The 20313-nt window shown below is 63.6% G+C and carries 22 protein-coding genes; 15 read left to right on the top strand and 7 right to left on the bottom strand.

The annotated features are described in order from the left end of the window. Positions 1-147: 147 nt before the first annotated feature. The 3 genes from gpmA to DT343_RS09775 are packed head-to-tail and all read left to right on the top strand — an operon-like array spanning position 148 to position 2808. A complete protein-coding gene (gene gpmA / locus DT343_RS09785) occupies positions 148-861 on the top strand; it encodes a 2,3-diphosphoglycerate-dependent phosphoglycerate mutase (protein ID WP_112862744.1) in 714 nt (237 codons plus the stop codon). Further along, positions 858-1487 (top strand): bifunctional diaminohydroxyphosphoribosylaminopyrimidine deaminase/5-amino-6-(5-phosphoribosylamino)uracil reductase RibD, encoded by a 630-nt coding sequence (locus DT343_RS09780; protein ID WP_039246330.1) that lies wholly within the window; start codon positions 858-860, stop codon positions 1485-1487. The genes gpmA and DT343_RS09780 overlap by 4 nt, the downstream gene beginning before the upstream one ends. A 52-nt stretch (positions 1488-1539) precedes the next feature. Continuing rightward, positions 1540-2808, top strand: coding sequence for a pentapeptide repeat-containing protein (locus tag DT343_RS09775; RefSeq protein WP_112862743.1), 1269 nt, complete (start codon positions 1540-1542; stop codon positions 2806-2808). Between the two features lie 4 nt (positions 2809-2812). Here DT343_RS09775 and metK read toward each other — a convergent pair whose 3' ends face one another. Further along, positions 2813-4018, bottom strand: coding sequence for a methionine adenosyltransferase (gene metK, locus DT343_RS09770; RefSeq protein ID WP_112862742.1), 1206 nt, complete (start codon positions 4016-4018; stop codon positions 2813-2815). Positions 4019-4177: 159 nt separating this feature from the next. Between metK and DT343_RS09765 the strand changes: the two genes are divergently transcribed. From DT343_RS09765 to DT343_RS09750, 4 genes are read left to right on the top strand one after another with little or no spacing between them, the layout of a single operon-like run. Next, positions 4178-4624: a helix-turn-helix domain-containing protein gene (locus tag DT343_RS09765; RefSeq protein ID WP_017505932.1), complete on the top strand. Its 447-nt coding sequence runs from the start codon at positions 4178-4180 to the stop codon at positions 4622-4624. A gap of 29 nt (positions 4625-4653) precedes the next feature. Continuing rightward, positions 4654-4995 (top strand): hypothetical protein, encoded by a 342-nt coding sequence (locus DT343_RS09760; RefSeq protein ID WP_112862741.1) that lies wholly within the window; start codon positions 4654-4656, stop codon positions 4993-4995. Positions 4996-5009: 14 nt separating this feature from the next. Then, complete coding sequence (locus DT343_RS09755) at positions 5010-5468, top strand: hypothetical protein (RefSeq protein WP_112862740.1); 459 nt, start codon at positions 5010-5012, stop codon at positions 5466-5468. Then, on the top strand, positions 5468-5836 hold the full coding sequence (locus tag DT343_RS09750) for a hypothetical protein (RefSeq protein ID WP_112862739.1): 369 nt from the start codon (positions 5468-5470) through the stop codon (positions 5834-5836). Before DT343_RS09755 ends, DT343_RS09750 begins: the two co-directional genes overlap by 1 nt. On the opposite strand, the gene DT343_RS09745 is transcribed toward DT343_RS09750, so the two are convergent. After that, entirely contained in the window at positions 5837-6190 is a 354-nt protein-coding gene (locus DT343_RS09745) for a helix-turn-helix domain-containing protein (RefSeq protein WP_017505928.1), read from the bottom strand. It abuts the gene before it with no gap. Positions 6191-7366: 1176 nt separating this feature from the next. On the opposite strand from DT343_RS09745, the gene DT343_RS09740 reads away from it, so the two are divergent. The 6 genes from DT343_RS09740 (at position 7367) to DT343_RS09715 (ending at position 14446) form a co-directional block, all read left to right on the top strand. Continuing rightward, complete coding sequence (locus DT343_RS09740; RefSeq protein ID WP_181669175.1) at positions 7367-7813, top strand: hypothetical protein; 447 nt, start codon at positions 7367-7369, stop codon at positions 7811-7813. Positions 7814-8069: 256 nt separating this feature from the next. After that, the gene (locus DT343_RS09735) at positions 8070-8867 is read left to right on the top strand and encodes a hypothetical protein (RefSeq protein WP_112862737.1); all 798 of its coding nucleotides are present in this window, start codon (positions 8070-8072) and stop codon (positions 8865-8867) included. 71 nt (positions 8868-8938) lie between these two features. Further along, entirely contained in the window at positions 8939-9757 is an 819-nt protein-coding gene (locus DT343_RS09730) for a hypothetical protein (RefSeq protein ID WP_112862736.1), read from the top strand. Positions 9758-10019: 262 nt separating this feature from the next. After that, positions 10020-10799, top strand: a complete 780-nt coding sequence (locus DT343_RS09725) for a hypothetical protein (protein WP_055753849.1) — start codon at positions 10020-10022, stop codon at positions 10797-10799. Between the two features lie 68 nt (positions 10800-10867). Continuing rightward, the gene (locus DT343_RS09720; protein WP_220116667.1) at positions 10868-13507 is read left to right on the top strand and encodes a hypothetical protein; all 2640 of its coding nucleotides are present in this window, start codon (positions 10868-10870) and stop codon (positions 13505-13507) included. A gap of 27 nt (positions 13508-13534) precedes the next feature. After that, positions 13535-14446, top strand: coding sequence for a hypothetical protein (locus DT343_RS09715; protein WP_112862734.1), 912 nt, complete (start codon positions 13535-13537; stop codon positions 14444-14446). A 78-nt stretch (positions 14447-14524) separates the two neighbouring features. Here DT343_RS09715 and DT343_RS09710 read toward each other — a convergent pair whose 3' ends face one another. From DT343_RS09710 to chrA, 5 genes are all read right to left on the bottom strand, one after another. Then, positions 14525-14947, bottom strand: coding sequence for a hypothetical protein (locus DT343_RS09710; RefSeq protein ID WP_039246275.1), 423 nt, complete (start codon positions 14945-14947; stop codon positions 14525-14527). Positions 14948-15435: 488 nt separating this feature from the next. Next, the gene (locus tag DT343_RS17500; RefSeq protein ID WP_181669174.1) at positions 15436-15591 is read right to left on the bottom strand and encodes a hypothetical protein; all 156 of its coding nucleotides are present in this window, start codon (positions 15589-15591) and stop codon (positions 15436-15438) included. 488 nt (positions 15592-16079) lie between these two features. Continuing rightward, a complete protein-coding gene (locus DT343_RS09705; protein ID WP_112862733.1) occupies positions 16080-16544 on the bottom strand; it encodes a MucR family transcriptional regulator in 465 nt (154 codons plus the stop codon). A 140-nt stretch (positions 16545-16684) separates the two neighbouring features. Then, positions 16685-17035: a DUF3147 family protein gene (locus tag DT343_RS09700; RefSeq protein ID WP_112862732.1), complete on the bottom strand. Its 351-nt coding sequence runs from the start codon at positions 17033-17035 to the stop codon at positions 16685-16687. Positions 17036-17138: 103 nt separating this feature from the next. Further along, positions 17139-18347: a chromate efflux transporter gene (chrA, locus tag DT343_RS09695; protein WP_039248876.1), complete on the bottom strand. Its 1209-nt coding sequence runs from the start codon at positions 18345-18347 to the stop codon at positions 17139-17141. A gap of 523 nt (positions 18348-18870) precedes the next feature. Between chrA and DT343_RS09690 the strand changes: the two genes are divergently transcribed. Continuing rightward, on the top strand, positions 18871-19194 hold the full coding sequence (locus DT343_RS09690; RefSeq protein ID WP_112862731.1) for a helix-turn-helix domain-containing protein: 324 nt from the start codon (positions 18871-18873) through the stop codon (positions 19192-19194). A 10-nt stretch (positions 19195-19204) separates the two neighbouring features. After that, positions 19205-19774 carry an SOS response-associated peptidase family protein gene (locus tag DT343_RS09685; RefSeq protein ID WP_112862730.1) on the top strand — a complete coding sequence of 190 codons (570 nt, stop codon included), beginning with the start codon at positions 19205-19207 and terminating at the stop codon, positions 19772-19774. The last annotated feature ends 539 nt before the right edge of the window (positions 19775-20313 follow it).

The raw sequence follows: 20313 nt of genomic DNA, 5'->3' as shown, positions 1-20313 counted from the left end.
GCCAGGGGAAAGAAAAGACGGTCGGACATCGATCCGACCGTTACCCCGGCGTGCGCGGCGCGACAAGCGATGGCGAGGCCCGCGAGCCTTGACCCACTTCGGAGGGCGTCCTAACCCCGAATGACCGTATTCCGAAGGACCGACCGAATGCCGCGCCTGATCCTGCTTCGCCACGGCCAGAGCCAGTGGAACCTCGAGAACCGCTTTACCGGCTGGGTCGACGTCGATCTGACGGCGGAGGGCGAGGCCCAGGCGCGTCGAGGCGGTGAACTGATCGCCGAGGCCGGGTTCAAGCCGGCGGTGATGTTCACCTCGGTCCTGACGCGCGCCCAGCGCACCGGCGCCCTGGCGTTGCAGGCGGCCGGCCTGACCGATGTGCCGGTGATCGAGGACTGGCGGCTGAACGAGCGCCACTACGGCGGTCTAACGGGACTGAACAAGGCCGAGACGGCCCAGAAACACGGCGAAGACCAGGTCAAGATCTGGCGCCGCAGCTATGATGTGCCGCCACCCCCGCTGGCGCCCGGCGGCGAGTTCGATTTCAACGCCGACCCGCGCTACGCCGGCAAGGCGATTCCCGACACCGAAAGCCTGAAGACCACGCTGGATCGGGTGAAGCCCTATTGGGACGCCGAGATCGCGCCGCGCCTGAAGGCGGGAGAGGACGTGCTGATCGCCGCCCACGGCAACTCCCTGCGCGCCATCGTCAAACTGCTGTTCGGCGTGCCGGACGATCAGATCGTCGGCGTTGAAATCCCGACCGGCAATCCGCTGGAGATCGATCTGGACGGGGATCTGAAGCCCACCGCCGCCCGCTACCTCGACGCCGCTCGCGCCGAGACATTGCCGACCGCATCATGAGCTGGAGCGAAGCCGACCAGGCCTTCATGGCCCAGGCGATCGCCCTGGCGACCGGCCGGATGGGCGAGACCTGGCCCAATCCGGCGGTCGGCTGCGTCATCGTCAAGGACGGCCGGGTCATCGCCCAGGCCGCCACCGCGCCGGGCGGTCGTCCCCATGCCGAGGAGCAGGCCGTGCCCGCCGCTGGCGCGGATGTCGTCGGTTCGACCGTCTATGTCACGCTGGAGCCCTGCGGCGCCCGGTCGTCGGGCCGCAAGTCCTGCGCCCACTTCCTGACGGAGGCGGGCGTGGCGCGGGTGGTGATCGCCTGTATGGACCCGTCGCCGTTTGCGGCCGGGCGCGGCACGGAGCGGCTACGCGCGCAAGGGCTGACCGTGGAAACGGGCCTGATGTGCGAAGAGGGCGCGGCCCTGTGCGAAGGCTTCCTGCATCGGCTGGAAACCGGCCGCCCGATGGTGCGCATTAGCGAGGACGGCGCCGGCTTCGATGGCCGGTTCGTCGCCTCGCCCAAGGCCGATCTGGTCACCGAGCTGAAGCGGCTCGGCGAAGCCGGTTATACGCGCCTGTGGACCGGGCCGGGCGAGCTGGCCGAGGCGCTTCAGGCCCAGGGGCTGCTGACCGTCTGAGGCGGCTTCGCCGTTCAAAGGTTTCTTAAGTCAGGGCGCGTAATGTGCCCTGATGGCCCTCGCCGCTGAACCCCTCGTTAGAAAGCGCCTGACGCAGGCGGAGCTGGACGTCATCTGCGCCCGGCACGATCGGCTGTTCCAGGCCCGACCCGGCGGCGCCCGCGCCGTCATCGCCTGGATGGACCTGTCGGGCCTCAGCCTGAAGGGCCGCAATCTGGCCGACGCCGATTTCGCCGCCGCCTGTCTGGAAGGCTGCGATCTGACCGGGGCCAAGCTGGATAACGCCAACTTCTTCGGCGCGGACATGCAGGACGCGATCCTGGCCGAGGCCAGCCTGCGCCGTTCCGACCTGCGCGGCGCCTGTCTGCGTGGGGCGGACCTGTCGGGGGCCGATCTGTTCGAGGCGGATCTGCGCGAGGGCACCATTGCGGCCGCCGACGCCAGATTGGGCTTCAAGGTCATCGAACCCCGCCACCGCGACGAGACCGAGGCCAGCGGCGCCTGCCTGGCCGGCGCCAATCTTCAACGCTCCAAGATGGCCGGCGTCATCGCCGTGAAGGCCGACTTCTCCGGCGCGGTGATGAAGGACTGCAAGCTGGTGCGGGCCAATCTGAAACAGGCGGATTTCCGCGGGGCCGACCTCGCCGGCGCCGATCTGTCAGGGGCGGACCTCTCGGGCGCGGACCTTCGCGACGCCATCCTTGTGGGCTGCAAGACGACCATGTGGCGCGCCGACGGCGCCGACATGCAGGGCGCCCTGACCGACAACAAGTCGTCCTGCGAATCCGTGGACAAGATGCCCGCCGCCGAGATGCTGCGCGAACATGCGCGCTGGTGCGAGACCGGCGGCGCGGAGGGGCAGCCGTCAGTTTTTAACGGCGTCGACCTGCGTCCGCTGAAGTCGATCACGGGCCTGAACCTGACCGCCCTGTCGGCCAAGGGCGCGGTCTTCTACGGCCTGGATATGGAGGGGGTTCAGCTGCAGGGCGCCCAGCTCGACAACGCCGACCTGCGCTCGGCCAAACTGCGTCGCGCCGACCTGCGCGGGGCGCGCCTGCGGGGCGCGCGACTGAACGGAGCGGACATGCGCGAGGCGCAACTGGGGCCGCTTCTGATCGCCGCCGACCGGTTGATGCCGGCCGACCTCACCGGCGCCATACTGCGCGGTGCAGACCTTTCCGGGGCCGACCTGAGACGCGCGGTGCTGGCCGGCGCCGATCTGGGGCGGGCGACGCTGCACGGCGCCCAGACCCGTCAGACCGACCTGACCGACGCCAATCTGGCGGGCGTCCGCGGCCTGACCATCGATCAGGCCGCTTGAAGCCTTAGGCCAGCGCCTTAAGCTGATCGACCAGATCGGTCTTTTCCCAGCTGAAACCGCCGTCCGCGTCCGGCTCGCGGCCGAAGTGACCATAGGCGGTGGTGCGGGCGTAGATGGGCTTGTTCAGACCCAGATGCTGGCGGATCGCACGCGGCGTGGCGCCGCCGATCAGGTCCAGAATCTTGTCTTCCAGAACGGCTTCGGAAATCTTGCCGGTGCCGTGCAGATCGACGTGGATCGATTGGGGCTTGGCCACGCCGATGGCGTAGGAGATCTGGATCGTGCAGCGGTCGGCCAGACCGGCGGCGACGACGTTCTTGGCCAGGTAGCGGCAAGCGTAGGCCGCCGAACGGTCCACCTTGGTCGGATCCTTGCCCGAGAAGGCGCCGCCGCCGTGAGGCGCCGCGCCGCCGTAGGTGTCGACGATGATCTTGCGGCCGGTCAGGCCGGCGTCGCCGTCCGGTCCGCCGATCTCGAAGATGCCGGTGGGGTTGATGTGCCAGACGGTGTTCTCGTCGGTGAAGCCTTCCGGCAGCACTTCGAGAATATAGGGTTTGACGATCTCGGCGACCTGCTCGGAGCTCAGCCCTTTGGCGTGCTGGGTCGACAGGACGATCGAGGTGGCGCGCACCGGCTTGCCGTCCTTGTATTCGATCGTGACCTGGCTCTTGGCGTCGGGCTCAAGCTGCGAACCGCCGGCGTGGCGAACCTCGGCCAGGCGCTTCAGGATGTTGTGGCTGTACTGCAGGGTGGCCGGCATCAGCTCGGGCGTCTCGTTCGATGCATAGCCGAACATGATGCCTTGGTCGCCTGCGCCCTCGTCCTTCTCATTCGTCGAGTCGACGCCGACGGCGATGTCGGCCGACTGGGCGTGCAGGAAGCAGGAGTAGTCAGCCGTCTCCCAATGGAAGCCGTCCTGCTCATAGCCGATGTCCTTCACCGCGGCGCGAACCAGCGGCTCCAGGCTGTCGATGATGCTCTGGGTGAAGGCTTCGTTCTGTTCCTTGGTGTTGCCCGGCTGGGTGGCGCGAACCTCGCCGGCCAGCACGATGCGCTGGGTCGTCACCAAGGTTTCGCACGCCACGCGCGCCTCGGGATCCTTGGCCAGGAAGGCGTCCACGACCGTGTCGGAGATGCGGTCCGCGACCTTGTCGGGGTGGCCTTCGGAAACGCTTTCCGAGGTGAAGAGGAAGGAAGAACGAGCGGCCAAGAGAGGCTCCTGTCAGTGTCAGACCGCCAGACATATAAAGATATGCTTATATGTTCAAGTGATCTGACGCAGCGCACCGACGCCACAAACTGCTTTGCGGCGTAAGCATATCGGCTGACTCCCCCTCATTGTAGGGTAAACAGACCTTTGGGAGTGGCCATGCCTGAACGCCTGACGACGAGAGAAAGCGAATGTGTCCGCCTGGCCGGCCAAGGTCTTGAGGACAAGGAAATCGCTGCGCGCCTGCGCATCTCGCCGCGCACGGTCGGCAATCATCTGCATCGCGCCTATGCCAAGCTGGGTGTTTCAGACCGTAAACTGGCGGCGCGTCGACTGAGTATTGGCTACTCAGAGGCGTCGATACTCATTCCCACCGCCGTGCTTGATCCGCTCAATGATCCCAAGTCGGCCGGACAGACGGGCGACGCGGTTTTCGCCAAGACGACCGCCTGGATCCTGCCGGCGCCGCCCCGTGGCGTGCTGGCGCGACTAGGCGTCATCATCGCCGGCGCCGTCGTCGCTCTGCTGCTCGCCATCGGGATCGTAACGGCAGGCATGGTGGTTCCCTCCCTGTTCGACCGGATCGCTCCCGAATGGGCCCGCTGACGCGAGCAACCTTTCGAAGGATCGAAATCATGAGACACATGCAGGTGGGGGTCCGCGTCGCCCGCCAGGTTCAGACGGCCGAACACGCGATCGACAAGGCCATGATCGAGGTCTGCCGCCTCATCCAGACCTCGCTGGAAGGCCGGGTCGAAACCCGCCTGGCGGCTGAGGTCGGTCAGTCGGCGCTGGAGAACATCGTTGCGGGCCTAGGGCAACTGGCGACGGTGCGCGCCAGCGTAGTGGCGGGCCATGCTGGTCTGGCGGCCGTCGCAGACGATCACGGCATCGGCTGGCGCATGGACGGCATGGGGGAATCGAAGACCGATCCCAAGCCGTCGGCGCATCTCGATGTCGTCAAACTGGCCGCCTGAACAGGTCGGGGTGAATGCACTCGCCGCTCTGGATCTTCGGTACGGGTCTGACGGTCGCCGCGATTGGGCTTCTGCTTTGGAAGGGCAGATGGCCTGAACGTCAGGCGGGCGTCGGGCTGTTCCTGACCCAGATTCTGTCCGGTTGGGTTGATCACATCGTTTTGGGCCAGTTCCGATGGGCCGTCGCGATGATCTCGCTGGGTCTGTTGGTTCTGCTGGTGCGTCTCAGCCTTCGCTATGATCGTTGGTGGCTGCTGCTCGCAGCCGGCGCTCAACTCTTGGCCTTCACCACCCACCTCTCCTCCATGATCGGCCCCGCCGCCCTCACCTGGTCGATCGTGACCGCGCGAATGACGGTCTGGGTCGGGATCATGGTCCTCGCCCTCTTCGGCGTCTGGGAAGCCCGCGCAGCCCCTTACGCCAACCCCCAATATCGCGGCGCGCCAGGCGCGCCAGACAAGGTCACATTGTAATGCACACCCAAGCTCCGCAGGCTTTCCTGCCGCTTTTCCGCTCCTGGCTGGAGACGGCCAATCTAGCCAAACAGGTCGGATCGCCATCGCTGTCCGCCAGCGGCGAGAACCTGTTGGTCGAGCTGGATCTCGCGCCGATGGAGGCGGCAGAGGCCACCCTTCTCGATCACGCCCCGACCTCGGCCGTCGAAGCCGTCTGCATGATCGAGATCATTCGCCAGAGCCTGTCCGACGCCGGCCGCTCGGACGGTCGCGACATGCGCGCGCTGGACGCCATCCAATCGTGGTTGGCAGGCGCGGCTCTCGACGGAGCCGACCATCGCGATGAGGTTGAGCAGTTGCTGAAAAGCGCCAGCAACCGGGCCTGATCAGCCGCGCAGGCCCTTGGCCACGGTCAGAAGGGCGTCGCGCTGAGCGGCGTCCTTGATGCCGCGGAAGGCCGCCAGCAGTTCGGCGACGCCGGGAGCGGCCAGGGCCAGCTCGTCGCCCTCGGCCGTTTCCAGCTCGCCCAGCAGCGACGCGCCGGTCGATTTCAGGACGGCCGCGATCTGCAGCAGACGGGCGGCCGAAACGCGGTTGACGCCGCGCTCATACTTCTGGATCTGCTGGAAGGTGACGCCCGCGCCCGCCGCCAACTGCGCCTGGGTGATGCGCAATTCTTCGCGACGGCTGCGGATGCGTCCGCCGATGGCGATGTCTACGGGGTCAACTGCGTCGTTCATTTCGGCCTGCGAGCATAGATGATGTCGTGCCAAGGCCCCAAAACCTCCGCGCCGTCAAGCCAAAGCTGCCCCGTTAGGGATTGCTACGTGCAACGCCTGTCGAAAATCAACCTGGAGGAGAAGGTCCTCGTCCAGCCATCTTCCAACGCCCGCTTTCCCTCGGAGAAGTGGCGTCGCTCAGGTGTCTCGAACACCTGATCTCATCACTGCCACCTCAATGAAGGCGCAGCTGTAAAAGTTCAGCAGCGTCTGGCCTTCCGTTCCTGCTCTATGATGCCGAGAACTCTAGACCTACAGGCTCCCGATCTTACTCCGAGGAGCTGTATTGGAGATCTAGGACGCCCAAGATCGTTAAGCGTGGGCGCGTGGCAAGTTGCGACCTGCACCATGCCCCCCATTGTAGTTGCTTCCAAGAGCGCACTTCGTAGGACGGCCTTGGTTCGCGGATTGCTTCGTAGCATTTGCAGACGGCTTGGTTCTGCGAAGTTCGCACCCAATCCAAGTGACTTGGCCAACTCTGAGCTGCAGGCCGAGGCGGCGGCCGAACCTGTGCGTAGTGTTTGGCCGAAAGGGGCGCTAGCCGGAACTGGAGTGGCCGGAGCGTGTGCGCCGATCGCGCACTGGCGCGGTAGAGAACCCGCATTCTAACCGAGGCGCAGTCTTTTAGGTTCGGCGCGTAGTCAGAGAGCTAGCCTCTCGGAAAACGTTTCATTTTGAAACACCAGGAATGTCTGCGTCGGCAATCCGCTGACAGGTCAACGTCAAGCTCCGTCTTCAAGTCAGGGCCGTCATCAAACATCGGAGCCATCGACCTAGGGTCAAGGCTATCCCTTTTCGCAGCTCTGGACCCAGTGTCCGCGCCATCTCGCCACTGGCCTCTCGCAATCCGTTGCGTAACGCCGCTCTTAGGAGTAGAGCGGCCGTCGTTAACCTTTTGTTAACCTAGGCCTGCCTGACCCGCCGAATGTGTCGATTCGGGATGGCACGGCTTTTGGAGGGGTGGGGCGAACCGTCGGGGTGACGGGCCGTCCTAGGGACGGAAATGGGGTTGGGGCGATGCAGAATTCATCAAGGTCATTGCGTTCGTCGGTCCGCCGTCTGAGCGGTGCTGTTGTGCTGATAATGTCCGTCGCTTCATCGCCGGCTCTGGCCAAGCCTGTCGTCGACACTCTCGACGTGGGCAAGACGCTGAACGTCAATGTCGTCGGTCAGATTGTGCCGCGCTGTGAAATACAGGGCGGTGGAGACATCGATTTCGGTGAGTTGACGGGCGGCGAACGCGCCACCGCGCTTTTCGGCCTGAACTGCAATGTGCCGTTTGATTTGGGCGTGACCTCGGCACGGGGTGGTCTGGCTCACGTCACCAAACCGCAGGGCGAAGGGCCGTTCGCGGGCGTCCTGCCTTATGACGTCACCTTGACCGTTCCGACGCTTCGGCCTGAGCCCCGTACGGTACAGGCCAGCTTCAGCAGCGCCGACCATGTCGGGATGCTGAGCAGCGGCGACGGCATCGCGGCCGGCGGCGGCAAGATCGAGTTCCGCACCCGTCAACCGACAGGCGCAGGTCTTCTGGCCGGTCAGTATACTGAAACCTTGACGGTGACGGTAACGCCGCGAGTGTGATCGCAGCGTCGAGGATTAATACTCAGTACGGACAAGTTTTCGTATTTGATAAAAGAATAAGCACGGCGAACTTTTGCTTGATATGAGCAAAACGGACATTTCGCCTGGCGCGCGAATACGCACATAGTCGTAGCTAACAGCGTTCTTTACTGTTGACGGGTTGTTAACAGAAGATTAAGTGGACGAGCTCGGACGGGGAGGGGCTGCCACCTCGATCGACCATTTTTCGCGAAATCATTCGCTTGGAGAGACTGAAATGAAGAAGTTCGCTTCCCTGATGGCCGGCGCCGCTGCGCTCGCCATGATCGCCGCCCCTGCAATGGCCGGCACCGTTTACCAGGGCTCGGTGACGGGCACCGTTCAGATTACGCCCCCGATCCCGACGCCGTTCGGCACCATTCCTGGTGTTTCCTTCACGGGCACCAGCAACAACACGACCATCGTGGGTATCGCCGATGCGCTGAACCCTGGCGTCAACAGCAATGTGTCGCTGATCACCATCTCGGGCAGCTCGGCGGCGAACAACGGCACGGCGTCGAACAATGACGGCGCGACCTTCACCCTGAAGGGCGCGGTGTCGACGGACTGCGCCTATTACACCGGCAACGCCTCGACCACGATCGACTTCGGCACCATCGGCATCTACGCCTCGGACGACACCGGCCCGGCCAACGCCTTTGACATGACCGCTCCGGCCAACGTCACCATCGACACCAACCTGGCCGGCTGCAACACGTCCAACACCGTCACCGTGTCCAAGAACGACATCCGCGGCCTGGTGAACAACTCGGGCGCCGGTTACGACTCCAACGTCTTCCAGGCCAACCTGCCTTACTCGGTCACCGGCACCTACACCGCCGGCGCCGTCGGCTCCACGGCCGCCGCGACCAACGGCAACTACATCAACCTGGCCGCCAACGCCAACTCCACCAGCGCCAGCCACGGCGCCTGGAAGTCGGCCATGGCCCTGAACGTGAACATCCCCGTTCCGTCCAAGTCGCTGCTCGCCGGCGCCTATGAAGGCCAGCTGTCCGTCAACATCCAAGCCTTCTGATCTTCAGAACGACTTGAGACCAAAGGGCGTCGGCTGTTGCCGACGCCTACCCTCCTGAAGGAAGCAGCAATATGAAAATGCAAGCTCTTCTGGCTAGCGCCGCTGCGCTGGCCATGGTCGCAGCCCCCGCGATTGCGGGAACGGTGTATCACGCCTCGGCTACGGCTGGCGTTACCGCTGGGCCCACGATCAACATCCCTGGTACGGGCAACGTCTACCTGATCCCGAACGCCACGATCAATGAGACGTCCGAACCGCTGGCCGCACCCTATCTGGCTGGTTTGCAAGCCGCAGGCATCCACACGAACTCCAACCAGAACGTGTCGATGGTCCTGATCAACGGCAGCTCGGCGGCGAACAACGGCACGGCGTCGAACAATGACGGCGCGACCTTCACCCTGAAGGGCGCGGTGTCGACGGACTGCGCCTATTACACCGGCAACGCCTCGACCACGATCGACTTCGGCACCATCGGCATCTACGCCTCGGACGACACCGGCCCGGCCAACGCCTTTGACATGACCGCTCCGGCCAACGTCACCATCGACACCAACCTGGCCGGCTGCAACACGTCCAACACCGTCACCGTGTCCAAGAACGACATCCGCGGCCTGGTGAACAACTCGGGCGCCGGTTACGACTCCAACGTCTTCCAGGCCAACCTGCCTTACTCGGTCACCGGCACCTACACCGCCGGCGCCGTCGGCTCCACGGCCGCCGCGACCAACGGCAACTACATCAACCTGGCCGCCAACGCCAACTCCACCAGCGCCAGCCACGGCGCCTGGAAGTCGGCCATGGCCCTGAACGTGAACATCCCCGTTCCGTCCAAGTCGCTGCTCGCCGGCGCCTATGAAGGCCAGCTGTCCGTCAACATCCAAGCCTTCTGATCTTCAGAACGACTTGAGAAACGGCGACAGGGGGGGCTGCATGTCCCCCCTGTTTGCGTTTCAGTCACCATTGTTACGCCATACTTAAGTCAAGCTGGCGCAACGCTTGCAGCAGCCTAGGCGCGACGGGTCGCGACGGGAATCTCAAGCCGGCGTCAGACCGGTTTTCGGGGAAAGTAGCAGAATGTCTTCATCGTTCAGCGTTCGCAGGGGCAGATCTATCGCCCTGACGATCGGCGTGCTTGCTGTTGCGCTCGTGATCATGGCGATCGCGGGTGCGGCGTGGGCCATGCGCGTGTCGCCGATGGTGTCCGAACTAACGACGACCGGCGCCGGATCAGCTGCCCGGATCGAGGTCGGCAATGTCGGTTCCGTCGCCTTGCCCTTCGAGACGCGCATCACGCGCATGGATATAGACGCCAACGGCAATGTGACCGAGACGGACGCCGACGACGACTTCCTGGTCTTCCCGCCCCAAGGGCTGGTGCCGGTCAATGGTCGTCAGGTTGTTCGGGTTCAGTGGGTCGGCGATCCCAAGATCGAGACCTCCCACGCCTATTATCTATGGGTTCGCCAGCTGCCGGTCGCCACCGACCCGACCGCCACGCCCGAGAGCGGCGGCGCGGTGTCGGTCCAGGTTCTCTACACAATGAAGGCGCTGATCGTCGTGGCGCCGCCCGGCGCCGAACCGAAGGTCGAGGTCGTCTCGGTGACGCCCGCCCTGGTCAGCCCGCCGGCGCCCGAGATCGATCCCACTCTCACCAACGGTCAGGCCGCACCTCCGCCGCCTGCGGAACCCGGCATCGAGATCGTCGTGTCTAACACCGGCAAGCGCTATGCTTTGATGAGCGGCGCCACCTGGATCGTGGAAGGCACCGACACCGCTGGCCAACCCTTCCGACGCGAATACGACAGCGGTGAAATCTCCAAGACCGTCGGCGTCGGCTATCTTGCCCCCGGTGGCGGCAAGAGAACCTTCAAACTGCCCACCGGCACGGCGTTGGATCCCGCCAAGCCCGTTACGTTGAAGTTCGGACGATGAGAGCGCTGGGGGGCGCTTCGGTTTTCGCGCTGGCCTGGGGGCTGGCGTGCGTTCCGGAATCATCGGCGTTGGCCGCCATCAGGGCGGCTAGCGCGGCCTATGAACAGGCGGCAGAGGATGCCACGGCGGCTCTGAACCGAGCCAGTCTGGCGGCTGGCGAAGCCGCCGCCTCCGGCGTTCAAGCCATGCAGGCGCCCGCCCAGCCCGCCCAGCCCGCGCCCGCCCCAACGGTGGCCGGGGCTGCGCCTGAGGCGCCGGCTCCAATCGAGCAAACGCCGCTGACTGCAGCTGCGCCTGCCGCGCCGCGCGAGCGTCGCGACATCAACCCCTACGATCGCGACATCCCGATGACGGTGCCGCTGAACTTCAACAGCCGCGTGCTGGGTGAACTGCCCGTCGTGCTGACTCGTGACGATCGTTTCATTGTCGACACGGCGGGCTTCAAGACGCTGATCGATCCCCTGTTGACCCCGGAAGCGCAAACCGAGCTCGCGACGCGGCTGCAAGGCGTCACGTCGTTTGCGCCGGAGGAGATCAACGACACCGGCATTCAGCTGGACTATGACCCGGAACAGCTGGCCGTTCTGGTCCTGCGCATCGATCCGACCAAGCGGACGGTCGAGTCACTGTTTCGCGGCGGCAAGCCGGAAACGCCGGGCCTGCCGCCCGAACCTTTCAGCGCCTATCTCAACAGCAACGTCTCGATCCAGCGTCGGGAATCGACGGGCGATGTCAGCAAGCCCAGCGTCTTCCTGAACGGCGCCATTCGCTACAAACGCCTGGTCTTCGAGGCCGACGTTCAGGGCCGCGAGGATCTGTTCACGGGCGAATACAATGTCGAGCGTCGCTATGCTCGGTTCGTATTCGATCAGCCCGAAGACTATCGGCGCTGGTATTTCGGTGATCTGGAACCGGAAATCCGTGGTCGCCAGGGCTTCTCGCAGCTCGGCGGCGTCGGCGTGTCTCGGCAGCGTCAACGCTTCGACTCGTTCCGCAACAACGTCCTGGCCGGCGGCCGTCAGTTGGTGTTGCAGGAGCCCTCGACGATCCGTGTGCTGAGAAACGGCGTCTTTGTGCGCGAGTTTCGCCTTGATCCCGGCCAGTACGACCTGACCAATCTGCCACTGGAAACCGGCTCCAACGACATCCAGCTGGAAATCCAGAACGACTCGGGCCGCGCCGAAACCGTCGCCTACAGCGCCTATCTGGACGCCATTGAGCTTGAACCGGGCGACTACGAATACGGGGCCTATTTCGGCGCTATCAACAACGGCATCTTCGGATCGCCCGACTATTCCGAAGGCGAACTGGCCTTCACCGGCTTCTGGCGCAAGGCGTTCGAGAACCGACCTGCTGTGGGCATCGGCTTCCAGGCGTCGCAGGACGCTCAGACCTTGTCGGGTCAGAGCCAGTTGATCCTTCGCAACGGCGCGCGGGTTCGCTTGGACGCCGCCGCCAGCAACGGCGACCCCGGCGTCGGCTACGCGTTTGCGCTGGGTTACGACCACGTCGTCGATCTGGGCGAGACCTTCGATAGCTGGACCGTCGTCGCCGACTTCACCTCGGAAGACTTCTCCTCCATCGGCAATCCGACCGGCCAGAACCCGACGTCATGGGTGTTCTCGGGCGGCTATTCACACCAGTTCTCGCAGGATTGGCTGGCGAACGTCAGCGCCTCCTATCGGATGAGCCGCAGCGATCTGATCGACGATTCCTATTCGATCAACGCGACCTCCACCTACCGGTTCGCGCCGGAATGGAGCGCGCAGGTCGGACTGGAGTACTCCGACTTCGGCGCCAGCTTCGGCGGCTTCCAGTCCGGCGGCTTCGGCGCGACCTTCGCCCTGATCTGGCAGCCGCGTTACGATCGCCGTGTCGAAGGTCGCTATAACTCGGCCCGCAACAGCGGCAGCGTGCGCGCGCAGCAGTCCAGCGAGAATCGCGTCGGCTCCTTCGGCTATTCTCTGGCCTCCACCTATGACGATGGGCCGGCGACCGTTTCAGGCCAGGTCGACTATGTCGGCAATCGCTTTGACGCCAGCCTAAGCCATACGGCGTTCGGGCGGGACTTCTCGAATATCACGCAAGAGCAGATCACCAATCTGCGCTTCGGATCGTCGATCTCGACGACCGGGGGCAAGGTCGCTGTGGGTCGCAACATCTACGACAGCTTCGCCATCGTCTATCCGCACAAGAGCATCGACGATCACCCCGTCATCGTCGGCGACAGCTTCGAAGGCGGTCGCTACACGGGCCGCAGCGGCCTGCTGGGCGGCGCGGTGGCGAACAATCTGACCGCCTACGTGAACCAGTCGGTGCGCTATGACGTGCTCAACGCGCCCTTGGGCTACAACATCGGCGACGGCATCGCGCGCGTCCGTCCGACCTACAAGAGCGGCTACGCGATCCAGGTCGGAAGCGCCAAGTTCGTCAGCGCGCTGGGCCGTTTGGTCGGCAACCAAAACCGTCCTGTGTCGCTGATCTCGGGTCGTGTGACGCCCCTTGATGATGCGAACGCCCAGCCCGAACTGTTCTTCACCAACTCGGTCGGACGGTTTGCGGTGCAGAACCTGGAGCCGGGCAAGCGCTATCGCGTCGAACTGTTCTCCACGCCGGCGCTCGGGTTCGAGTTTACGGTTCCCGCAGACAACGAAGGTCTGCTCGATCTGGAGACCATAGCCGTTCCGCTCGACGTGCCCGAAGCCTGAGCCCAAGACTTAGCCGAGGAGGCTGAAATGTCCCGTAATCGTACATCCGCCCTGCTCCTGGCCGCCGCTGCTGCGATGGCGACCTTGATGGCGGCCGCGCCCAGCCAGGCCGCGCCGGGTTGCCAACTGGTGATCGAATCCGGCGCTGATCAATGGATGATGCGCTACGAGCCGTTCGATCAGGACGTGGCCATGCAGGAATTCGATGTCGCCGTGGTGAACCAGGGCGACGGACCCTGCACCGCCGTCAGCCGCGTCGAACTGCGCGGCGAGCAGTTTGGTCTGGTCAACGAAGCCGGCGCCCAGCGTATGGCCTACGCCTTGGTCGACGAGCGAGGCGGCGCGGATGTCACGCCGCGCGCGGGCCAGAGCGCGCGCCGCATCGGGGTGCGGCCGCTAAACCTGGCGGCCGGAGAGCGTGGTCTGATGCGCTTCTCCTTCACCGCTGCCCCGGCTGAAACCCTGTCGGCGGGTCTCTATTCCCAGAACGCCTTCATCAATCTGGAAACGCCGGACGGCCGACCGCTGGCGGAAAAGCCCGTCACGCTCAGCCTTCAGGTGCCTTCGGCCGCCGTCATGGGTCTGAAGGGCGAGTTTCGTCGCAACGGCGGCACGCCGACGATCGACCTGGGGGAGCTGACCCAAGGCGTTCGGCAGCTGCGCACCACCCTCTATGTTCTGAGCACAGCCGGATATAGCGTCTCGGTGGCCTCGCAGAACCAGGGCCGCCTGCGTCAGGGCGCAAGCGAATGGTATGTGCCCTATGGTCTGGTGCTCGGCGATCGCGACATGGACCTGTCGCGCGGCGGTCGGGTCGATGTGGTGTCGCGTCGCGCGCGACTGGACGACTATCCGCTGACCATCAGCGTCGGCAGCACGACCGGCAAGCGCGCCGGAGATTATTCCGACATCCTGACCTTCACGGTCGCAGCGCTGTAAACGCCGGCGCCAAACAAAAAGAGGCGGGTACGTCGTGCGTCCCCGCCTCCTTTCAGTTGAGATGGATATGGTCGGCGATCAGATCGGCTGAATCGTCAGGGCCAGGATCAGCGGCTGTTCCAGTTCGACGTCGTCGAACCGATAGGACACCGAACGGATCGTCGCAATGCTGGAGCGGCGCAGGGTCTGCATGCCGGACTTGTCCAGATCGAACGTCCGGTCGCCGTAGAACATCACCGCCTTTTCGGTCAGCGACAACGGGCGATACTGGGCCGAGACGGTGAAGCCGCCGGGGCTGTTGCAGGCCTCGACCACCTCTCCAGAGCGACCGGCGGCGGCCAGGACCGGCGAGGTGGGCTTGACCCAGCACGCGACAGGCACGGTGGCGCGAAGGCGATAGGTGCCGCCTGCGGTCGGCCCGGCGAAGGCGGGAGCGGCGGCGGCGACCAGGCCGAGCCCGAGTGTGGCGGCGGCGAGAGCGCGAAGGATACCTTGAGTCATCTGCGGTTCCGATCTGCACATTGCAGAGGAACAATAAGACGCTGGCTATTAAGTTCTGGAGATCAAACACGCCTAACGGGCGCTAAACCATAATGCTCTTGACGTTAGGCCGGACTGCATTGGTCTCATAGCGTTAGTGACACGACAGAGCCGAAATCTTGCGAAAGGCTAAATGTGTTTGTTGTCGTTAACGTGACGTCTATTCGGGTCTAAGACCCGTCCCGATAACGTCGGCTAAGCTATTGTCGACGAAAATGTCGACCTTGAAAAATCCAACAGCGATCGAGGGGTTAGACACCAATGGCTGGCCTAGACTGAATGGCGTTCAGCGAGTCCGAAGCTGCGACATCGAAACCTTGCGCGGCGGACACACCGCAGGTCATCCAGGTTTCCTCGATCCCGTTTCAGGTCACAAGGCTGACATCTCGAAAGGCAAAAGCAGGGCCTACCCGCACTGCGGCGTCGGCATGCGGGTGAGGCGTGGAAGGTCAGGCGACCGGCTGTCTTGTCGGCCAGGCCACGGCGACCTTCCACAGAGCGCCGTTGGCCAGCTGCGAAAAGCGCTGGGTCGATTGGCGACTACCGGAGTCGAAACTCTTGCCGACGGCGACCAGATCGACCTCCGAGTTGAACACAAGGGACATCGCCCAGACGCCACGCCGCCCAGCACACCCACTGAACTTCCTAGCGGACCAACCTGCCGGCTCGGCCTCCCCGCCGCCAAAGCTACAGATGCTCTGGCAAGGTGGCGCCGCTTGCGCCACTGGAACACGCGCCCGCACCATTGCCAACCCGCCCTGATGCTAAAGGCGCTCTGACGTGTGATGGAGGTATGGACTGGGAACGCGCTTTAGACCGCTTCCGCCGTCCATTCCTGTCGGAAGTGGTGGTGCCGCTTAGGTGACTCGAACACCTGACCCCATCATTACGAATTCGACGGAAGCAAATCTGTCAAATCCAGACGGCGCATGGCTTTTGGCACCAATCCGCTGCCGGTGAAAGGCCCCTACCCACACACTACCCATTTTGGGCCAAGCGGTCGGCTCGGGCACTTCCGAAGTTACGATCGTTAGCTCAGTCGGATTCCAAATTTCGACCTGCGCCATACCTGCAAGCCCAAGCGACCGGAAGCTCACTTCGACGAGCGGCCCCGTTTCGTGGGCGGCTTCGGACCATCCGTAGGAGGCGTAGATTTGCGGCCTTTCGCGCCCAGCCCAATCGACTTTGCCAGCTCAGACCGACGGGCCGAGTAGGCTGGCGAGACCATCGGGTAGTCAGAGGCTAGCCCGTATCGATCTCGGTACTCGTCCGGCGTAATCCCGTTGGCCGACAAGTGACGCTTCAGCGACTTGTAGGTTCGGCCATCCAAGAAACTGACCAGACCCGCATCGGTGATCGACTTCCGAATCTGGCCAGCATTGGCGCGGACGTAGATTTCGACCGCTTCCGGTTCAGGCTGACCGACGTTCGCAAGGGCCGCATGAATGGAAAAGATCAGATCTCCGATCCGCTCTGGCGGAAGGTCATTGTTGGATACGTAGTTGGCTACGATCCCGACGGTCATGTCGAGAAGCGAGGGTGCTGGCTGATCGGTCATGCTTGGGGGTCCACCTCAGGCGCTGGCCGAACCCCAGATGGATCGACACTCGAGGTTCACCGTAAGCCGACACTTTGAATGTCCGCAATGGGTGGAAAGCAGACATAGTCGACGGTGACGCCTAGCCGTCCGACAGCGCTTTAAAGCTGGACGCCCAAACGCGGTGCGATCCATGTCATCGCGAGATAGAGCACTACCGTCAGCGCGCAGCCAGCCGCGAGGGCGATCCAGAACCCGACCCCGTGCTTGAGCATCGCCGGAATAAGCAGAAACATGGGCAGGGACGGCAGGACATACCAGAAGGTTGCACCAGAGTGGTCCGCCATGTTCGCGGTGTCTGGACGGTCGCGCCATAGCCAGACCATACCCAAGACCGACACGAGCGGGAGCGACGCGACCAGCGCTCCCACCCCGGGATACCGCTTCGCTAGGGTCGAAACCAAGGCGATCGATACGCCAGAGATGGCCGCTTTGAGGATGAAGTATAGCATAAGGTTCAACTGCCAGTCGGCTTGTCTGTCCGCAATGGCTCTGGAGTGTCCCGACTGACCGGCAGCCGTATAAAAGAGACTGCGGTCAGAAAGGTGAGGTCGTCTATCGCCGGAACAAGAGCCACCCGGCGATGGCCGCACCCGTAAGCACGAGCGCGACGGCGTATCGGCTTTTCCAAAACCACACCGCTGCGAAGGCACCCAAGAAGATCGCTATCGCGAAAGGAACTGAAGGAACGCGCTGGAGCGTCGCCCAACCCAACTGGATGCTTGTCGCCGCGATAATCCCCACGACTGCGGCGGCGACACCTGACAGGACGCGATGCAGTCGTTCGTCGCCGACGACGGCTTCCAGACGCTCATAGAAGATCATCGAGAACGCGAACGCTGGAAGGAACACGCCCACCGTCATCGCGAGCGCGCCGACCCATCCGCCGACCACGAAGCCGACGAAGGTGCAAAAGATCACGAGGGGGGCGGGAATGATGCCGGCGAAGGCGATCCCGTCGAGAAACTCTCCGTCACTGATTTGTCCGCGACCCACCGTGTCAGCCCGGACGTAAGGTATCGCCGTATAAGCGCCCCCGAACGTCAGCAGACCCGCCTTCAAGCCGGTCCAAAGCATCGGCAGCGCGCCGGTCGAGGAGACAACGTCAACGTTCCCCGTGGAAAAATGTCGCCCTTGGAGATGCAGACCGAGCGCGAGGATCAGGGCCGCGATGGAGACGACAGCGGCCAGGCCATGGCGGCCTGCCTTCACCAAGGCGTAGGCCGCGCCACCCCCCATGAGGACGATCCAGAAGGCGACGCCGAGCAGGGTCGCTCCAAAACCAAGGATGGCAACTACCCAAAGCCATCGGTCTTCCAGAATGTGCGAGCCGATTTTATGAACGGCCCGGACGATCACGGCCACGACTGCGGCCTGAACGCCTAGGAACGCTCCGATCAGAATGCTCATAACAGGCGAAAGGGCGACGTAGACCCAGCCGATCCCGAGCATGATCACGAAGCCGGGAAGCATGAAGCCAAGGCCGGCGAGCAAGCCGCCGATACGACCCCGCGCTCTCATGCCGAGGTGGACGCAAAGTTCATGTGCTTCCGGTCCGGGCAGGACCTGAAGAACGGCCAAAAGCCGGTTGAAGTGCGCGTTCGAAATCCACCGCTCCTCATCGACAAGTTCGCGCCGGATCATGGCGATCTGCGCGACCGGACCTCCAAAAGCGAGCAGGCCGAAGCGAAGGAAGCGCGTGAAAATCGCCTGAAGCGAAAGGGAGGGAGGGGTCGCGTCGGCGTCGAGGATCGTCACAAGCATAGCTCCGGTTCCTGCGCGGGTGGCGCAGAGAGAGGAGCGGAGCTTGGACGGCAAACCGTCTGGTCGGGCGTCCGCGTGTGCCCGCTGGACGATGCTACTGCGGTAACGCTCGACTGCCAAGCGCAAACAACTTCCGCTTTGGGTCGATTGCAGTCTTTGGCATTGCCGCCCAAATCTGACGTTCAGCTTTCTGTGTAAGAGCGCAGCCTGGGTCCTTCACACATCGGCATCGTCGTCGTGGGGGTACGTTGCTTCATAGTGCTCCGATATCGTGCGGCCATCGGCAGCCTTCCAGTACCGACCAGGCTGAACGGCACAGGGACGGCTTCGACGTGATCCTGGGCAGGACTCTGAAAGCCGGTGGTTTCGTCGCCTCTGTATGCCTTCGCGCCCATAATGAGAACATATGCAGAACATTGCCTTGTGTGAAAAGGCGTCTTGATGATGACCTGTGGACTGAGCAATCAGTTCGCTTGGACAAATCCACTTGCGAAACCGTGTTATTGCGCAGTTAGTCGAGGCCATGAGCGAATACGAAAAGCGGTTGGACGTCGCCATTGGCAAGGCCATCGGAGACCGGCGTGAAGCGGTTGGAATGACACAGCGTCGGTTGGGGGACGCGATCGGCGTCACCTTCCAGCAGGTGCAGAAATACGAGGGCGGCAGGAACCGGATCGCCGCGTCAAAACTCGTGCTCGCCGCCAAGGCGCTGAAGTGTGACGTAGCCGAGCTTGTCGGAGAGGATCGCGGCGACCACCCCGGAAGCGCCCGCTTGATCCGGGCGTGGTCCAACTTGGACGAGAAGCAGCGCGAAGCTGTCACCGCCATGATCGAGGCCTTCGAATAGGAGGCGCACGGTGTGCAACAACTACGCTTCACACGTTCCTGCGTCGCAGATAGCCAATGCCTTTAGCCAGACGGCTTTCCCACTTCGCTTTGACGGTGGCGCGATCCCGAACATCGAGCCGAACGACGACATCAAGATCGGCGACACAGCCTCGATCGTGACGTGGGATGAAGGCCTACTGCTGACTTCGATGCGGTGGTCGTGGCGATCTCCGCAAGGTCGTCCGGTGTTCAACTTCCGAAGCGACGGACGAGATTTCAGCAACACTAACCGGTGTCTGGTTCCGGCGTCGGCTTTCTACGAATTCACGGATGCTGAGCCTGGACAGAAGCGGAAGACGAAGTGGTCGTTCTCAATGGTGGGCGACAGCTGGTTTTGGATTGCCGGGATAGTGAAAGACGACGCTTGGGCCATGCTGACCACGGAGCCTGGACCTGACGTGTCGCCCTACCATGATCGGCAGATTGTCGTGCTTCGGCCTCCAGCCGGTCTGGACTGGCTGACGTTAAAAGGCCCTGCGACCGAGATACTGACGCCGTCGTCTGCTGGCTCGCTACACGTAGTAAAGGCATTTCCCTAAGCGCTCACACCGCGCGCATCGGCTTCTGGCAAAGCATACAAATCCTAAACCAACCCCTGTCAGGTTCGGCTGATGCTCCGGATTGTGTTTGCTACTGTGGGTCTCTCGTTGCTGGCGGTATCAGCAGTTCGCGCAGATCCATGCGAGGGACGGCTTCCGACAAGACCTGGCGAGGTGTTCGCCGGGACGGTCCGGTATGTCGGAGACGGCGACAGCCTGTGTGTCGGCCGGACCGCCGACCCCAATCAGTGGATCGAAGTCCGCTTGGCCGACTTCGATGCGCCGGAACTTCGCGAGCCAGATGGTCGGCGAGGTCATGAAATTCTGACACGTCTGGCGCGGGGACGTGAGGTCAGCTGCGTCGCCACAAGGGGCCGTAGCGGTCGAGTCACCTCGCACGACCGGGTTATCGCAACGTGTCGGTTGAACGGCCAAACCCTCGGCAATCTGCTTAGGTCACGAGGCGCCCCGCAAGGCGGCAACTAGAGACGTGGTCGCTTTTGGGCAACGGTCGCGGCCGAGCGTCCGTGAGAACGGAC

It is taken from the genome of Brevundimonas vesicularis, assembly GCF_900445985.1.
In the GTDB taxonomy this organism is placed as follows: Bacteria; Pseudomonadota; Alphaproteobacteria; order Caulobacterales; family Caulobacteraceae; genus Brevundimonas; species Brevundimonas vesicularis_D.
Note: the sequence above shows the minus strand (reverse complement) of the source record. Positions and strands in the feature narration are given on the sequence as shown.